This is a genomic window from Pseudomonas sp. CM27 (assembly GCF_013179515.1).
Taxonomy (GTDB): Bacteria; Pseudomonadota; Gammaproteobacteria; order Pseudomonadales; family Pseudomonadaceae; genus Aquipseudomonas.
Genome location: NZ_JABMCN010000005.1, coordinates 1 through 4,910 on the forward strand (window position 1 = coordinate 1; position 4,910 = coordinate 4,910).

7 protein-coding genes are annotated in these 4,910 nt (G+C 62.6%); 3 read left to right on the forward strand and 4 right to left on the reverse strand.

Going from position 1 to position 4,910, the window contains the following annotated elements:
• Positions 1-223 precede the first annotated feature (223 nt).
• The 4 genes from galU to HP547_RS01285 form a co-directional block, all read right to left on the reverse strand.
• Positions 224-1,063, reverse strand: a complete 840-nt coding sequence (galU, locus tag HP547_RS01270; RefSeq protein ID WP_172231040.1) for a UTP--glucose-1-phosphate uridylyltransferase GalU — start codon at positions 1,061-1,063, stop codon at positions 224-226.
• A 264-nt stretch (positions 1,064-1,327) separates the two neighbouring features.
• Positions 1,328-2,242 carry a c-type cytochrome gene (locus HP547_RS01275; protein ID WP_172285317.1) on the reverse strand — a complete coding sequence of 305 codons (915 nt, stop codon included), beginning with the start codon at positions 2,240-2,242 and terminating at the stop codon, positions 1,328-1,330.
• Complete coding sequence (locus HP547_RS01280; RefSeq protein ID WP_172285318.1) at positions 2,239-2,889, reverse strand: cytochrome c; 651 nt, start codon at positions 2,887-2,889, stop codon at positions 2,239-2,241. The genes HP547_RS01275 and HP547_RS01280 overlap by 4 nt, the downstream gene beginning before the upstream one ends.
• Before the next feature lie 145 nt (positions 2,890-3,034).
• The gene (locus HP547_RS01285) at positions 3,035-3,394 is read right to left on the reverse strand and encodes a hypothetical protein (protein WP_172285319.1); all 360 of its coding nucleotides are present in this window, start codon (positions 3,392-3,394) and stop codon (positions 3,035-3,037) included.
• Positions 3,395-3,553: 159 nt separating this feature from the next.
• Here HP547_RS01285 and HP547_RS01290 point away from each other — a divergent pair, with 159 nt between their 5' ends.
• The 3 genes from HP547_RS01290 to HP547_RS01300 all read left to right on the forward strand — a co-directional run.
• Positions 3,554-3,856: a DUF1883 domain-containing protein gene (locus tag HP547_RS01290; protein WP_172218870.1), complete on the forward strand. Its 303-nt coding sequence runs from the start codon at positions 3,554-3,556 to the stop codon at positions 3,854-3,856.
• Positions 3,857-3,863: 7 nt separating this feature from the next.
• Positions 3,864-4,034, forward strand: coding sequence for a hypothetical protein (locus HP547_RS01295; protein ID WP_172218871.1), 171 nt, complete (start codon positions 3,864-3,866; stop codon positions 4,032-4,034).
• Between the two features lie 49 nt (positions 4,035-4,083).
• Positions 4,084-4,910 (forward strand): nitronate monooxygenase family protein (locus HP547_RS01300; RefSeq protein ID WP_172285320.1); only part of this gene is annotated, 827 nt, incomplete at its 3' end.

The following is a 4,910-nucleotide window of genomic DNA, read 5'->3' on the forward strand; positions in this document are numbered from 1 at the left end:
GCCAGCATTTTGCCTCGGGCTTCCTTCAGATTCGCAGTCGCCCGCGACACCCTTGCCTCCGGCTAACACTTCCCCTTGCCGGGTGTGTAGAGGACTTTCACCTCCAAGTCACCCGCTCGGCCACCACAGCCAAGCAGGTTGCGCTTACGCGCAACGCGCCATGCCTGGCGCACAACAAAAAAGCCACCCGCAAGGGTGGCTTTCATCAGGCCAGCAGGGCTTATCAGTAAGCCTTGCCAGTCTTGTAGTAGTTCTCGAAGCAGAAGTTGGTCGCGTCGATGTAGCCCTCGGCGCCACCGCAATCGAAACGCTGGCCCTTGAACTTGTAGGCAATCACGCAGCCGTTCTGAGCCTGCTGCATCAGCGCGTCGGTGATCTGGATTTCGCCGCCTTTGCCTGGCGGGGTGTTCTGGATGATATCGAAAATATCGGGGGTCAGGATGTAGCGGCCGATGATCGCCAGGTTGGACGGCGCGTCCTCCGGTGCCGGCTTCTCGACCATGTTGGTAACACGGAAGATATCGTCGCGGATCATGTCACCGGCGATGACGCCGTACTTGTTGGTTTCCTGCGGGTCGACTTCCTGGATGGCGATGATCGAGCAGCGGAACTGGTTGTACAGCTTGACCATCTGGGTCAGCACGCCGTCACCTTCGGGGTTGACGCACAGGTCGTCCGCCAGCACCACGGCGAACGGCTCGTCGCCGATCAGCGGGCGGCCGGTAAGGATGGCGTGACCCAGGCCTTTCATTTCGGTCTGGCGGGTGTAGGAGAACGAACACTCGTCGAGCAGACGACGGATACCGACCAGGTATTTTTCCTTGTCGGTGCCCTTGATCTGGTTTTCCAGCTCGTAGCTGATGTCGAAGTGGTCTTCCAGGGCGCGCTTGCCGCGGCCGGTGACGATGGAAATCTCGCTCAGACCGGCATCCAATGCTTCTTCAACGCCATACTGGATCAGTGGCTTGTTGACCACCGGCAGCATTTCCTTGGGCATGGCTTTGGTAGCAGGCAGGAAGCGGGTGCCGTAGCCGGCTGCCGGGAACAAGCATTTTTTGATCATATACGTCCTTACAAAAGGCTAGGCCTGTGGGATTCGGCGCAGTCTAATCAGGCGGCAGTCACCTTACAATGCCCCACCCCTGGCCGATCGTTGGGATGATAGAGATAACCCAGTGTAGATAGTTCCGGCGGATCGTAAATATTACCGTCATACATGACCGTTGGATGACAGCCGAATCTGGCAGCCTGCACCGGCCTTTTCCCAGGGTCGCGCTCGCCCTGTGGCAGCGGGTTCACCCGTGCTGAGGCCGGCACAGGCGACACATCAACCGCCGGTCCCCTGCCCGATCAGCACGCCATCCACCTTCTGCCCATACAGGTTCACCCCGTCATTGGCATGAAACTTCACCCGCGTCTTCTCGATGGAGCCGTCCACCAACCGCGGGTCCTGCGGGCGTTCATGGCGATTGATCCACGCCGCCACGTCCCAGGCCTGCTGATCACTGAGGCTGCCCGGCTTGCCCAGCGGCATGTTGTACTTGATGAACGACGCTGCGGTGTTGATCCGGTGCATGCCGGCGCCCCAGTTGTAGGCATCCTTGCCCCACAGCGGCGGCATCACGTACTCGCCCGCCACCTGCTGGCCTTCGCCATTGTCGCCGTGGCAAATCGCGCACTGCTCACGGTACACCTGCCGACCGCGCGTGAAGTCATATCCGCCTTTAGGCTGTGCAACCTCAGGGTAACCGCGCCCGGCAATCTCGACACCGGTCGGCGCCTTGGTCGAAAGCCAGTACGCATACACCGCCAGCGCCGTCATCTGCGGGCTGTCAGCGGCAGGCGGCTTGCCGTTCATGCTGAACTGGAAGCACCCCTGGATACGTTCGGCATAGGTGTTGACCTTGTCGTTTTTCTTGCGGTAGGCCGGGTACATCGGGTAAGCGCCCCACAAGGGTGCGGAGTGCGCCAGGCGCCCCTGATCGAGGTGGCAGTTGCTGCAGTTCATGCCATTGCCCACGGCCTCGGGCATCAACCGGCGGGTGTCGACGAACAAGGCATGGCCCTCACGCACCGCCTTGCCAAAGGCATTATCAGGCAGCTCGCTTTCAGCGGGTGGCACGAACTGCGGCGCGGCCTGCACGCCGGGCACCCTCAACTGCGACTGGTCTTCCATGGCGATCGGTGTGGCCTGGGCGCTGGCCATGGCCAGCAGCAATAACGCCGGAGTCATCCGTTTCATGGCGTGACCTCCTGGCTGGCGGGGCGGGCAAAGAATTCGGCAATGGCCTTGATCTCGGCATCGGTCATGGCCTTGGCCACGCCGACCATCAGCTGGTTGGGGTCATTGCGGCGGCTACCGTCGCGCCAGGCATCGAGCTGCGCCACCAGGTAGCTGGCGGGCTGGCCGGCCAAGGGTGGGAAATGCTCGCCAACCCCACCGCCACCAGGGCCGTGGCATTGCACGCAGCCCGGGATCTTTCGGCTCCAGTCACCGTAAAGGGCCATGCGCGTTGTGGGGTCATCGGCGATCTGCTGGCGGCGCAGGTCACCTGCGGGGTCTGCTGGCAAGCTGGCCAGGTAGCCGCTGACCGCATTGATTTCATCCTCGCTCAGGGCCTTGGCCAGCGGCTCCATCACCGCATGCTTGCGGCTGCCGCTGCGCCAGTCATGCAATTGCTTGCCGAGGTAACCGGCCGGGAGCCCGGCCAATCGTGGAAACCCGGCGGCGGCAATGCCCTTGCCATCCGCGCCATGGCAACCGAGGCAGGCCATGGCAGCGGGGTTGGCCCCGCCCTGATTGAAGACTTTCTGGCCGTCAGCGGCTTGTACCGCGGGCCAGGCCAGGATCAGCAGGCTGCTGACCACGACGCGACTCAACGCTGTCATCACGAACCTCCATTTCTTTTGTTATAAGCTTAGGCTTAAAAAACATAAGCAAATGGATACTATCCCTGCCAGGGAGATCGCAACAACGCCAAGGCGGGCCAAGCCATGGCCAAGGGCCGCTTAACCGCCTGTTACTTGCCCCAGATCAATTTCCGGAGATGCATTGGGTAGCCGCCGTGCGCACATCACCCAAGCGCAGCGGGAAGTTGTTCAACCGTTCGTGCAGCGTGATGCTGCTGCCACTGCCACGCTTGTCGATGTCCACCAGCGCCGCCGGGCCCACCCCCGAGGTGATCTTCTGCGGCACGATCAGCCGCAGGCCATCCCCACGCTGCTCTTCGGTCAGCGGGTCGCGGGTCTCGGCCAGCTTCTGCTTGATGCAATCGGCATACTCGCGCGGGCTCTTGCCAGACATTACATCCAGTGTTTCATGCGACTGTTCCAGTTCTGCAACACTGACACAGCCACCCAGCGCTACCGACAACGCCGCCACCATCCACTTCATTTGCAGCACCTCCGCCATCAAGAATTCGGTTCGACCACGACCAGGCGATTTTGCTCCCCGTACTGGCAGATTTATCCACGCCCGGCGAACAGCGCGGCAGTGTATCGACACATCGTGGTATCTTTTGCCTTTGCAGATCCAAACCTTGCGGAGCATCACATGAAATTCGTACACCAGCGCGAGCACCTCAACGAAGACGACATCGTCGTCGTCGAGTGCTCCCAGCGCTGCAATATCCGCCTGATGAACGACGCCAACTTCCGCAGCTTCAAGAATGGCGGCCGTCACACTTACCACGGCGGCCATTTCGAGCAGTTCCCGGCAAAGATCACGGTGCCCAGCACCGGCTTCTGGAACATCACCATCGATACCGTGACCACCCGCCCGATCTCGGTCACCCGCAAGCCGACCCTGACCCACAAGATCAAGATCATCCGTCGTTCGTCGTCGAAACTCAGATAAGGCCACCATGACCCAGATCATCAAGTACGTCATCAAATACAAGCTCGACGGCGAGCGCCGCTGGGACTTCGCGCTGATGCCCGATGCCTCTCTCGAGCAAGCCCTCGATGCCCTGCGCAAGATCCACGGCGACGACGCCGACAAGATCAGCGACATCCAGGTCAGCAAGGCCCTGTAAAACTGCCGTAAGCCCCGCCGCACCGCCAGCCCCGCGCAAGGAGAATCGCATGAGCCATTGGCCCGACCGCCGTATCCTCGACCTGCTGGGCATCGAGTTGCCTGTGCTCCAGGCGCCCATGGCGGGTGCAACCGGCGCGCCGATGGCGATTGCCGTGGGCCTGGCTGGCGGGCTGGGCGCCCTGCCCTGCGCCATGCTTACGGGCGAACAGGTGCGCGCCGAGATCGCCGCCTTTCGCAGCGGCTGCCCGGGCCGCCCACTGAACCTGAACTTCTTCTGCCACCAGCCGCCAGCGCCCGATGCCGAGCACGACGCACGCTGGAAGCAGGCGCTTGAACCTTATTACCGTGAAGTGGGTGCCGATTTCGCGGCGCCCACGCCAGTGTCCAACCGCGCGCCGTTCGATGAGCAGAGCTGCCAACTGGTCGAGGCGTGGCGCCCGGAAGTGGTGAGCTTCCACTTCGGCTTGCCCCAGGCCGACCTGCTGCAACGGGTCAAGGCCAGCGGTGCCAAGGTACTGTCCAGCGCCACCACCGTGGAAGAGGCCGTCTGGCTGGAGCGCAATGGCTGTGACGCGATCATCGCCATGGGCTATGAGGCCGGCGGCCACCGCGGCATGTTCCTGAGCAGCGACATCACCAGCCAGATCGGCACCTTTGCCCTGGTGCCGCAGGTGGCCGACGCGGTGAGCGTGCCGGTGATTGCCGCTGGCGGCATTGGCGACCACCGCGGCCTGGTGGCAGCACTGGCCCTGGGCGCTGCGGCCGTGCAGATCGGCACGGCTTACCTGTTCTGCCCCGAGGCCAAGGTTTCGCCAGCGCATCGCCGGGCCCTGGACAGCGCCCCTGCCAGCGACACGGCGCTGACCAACCTGTT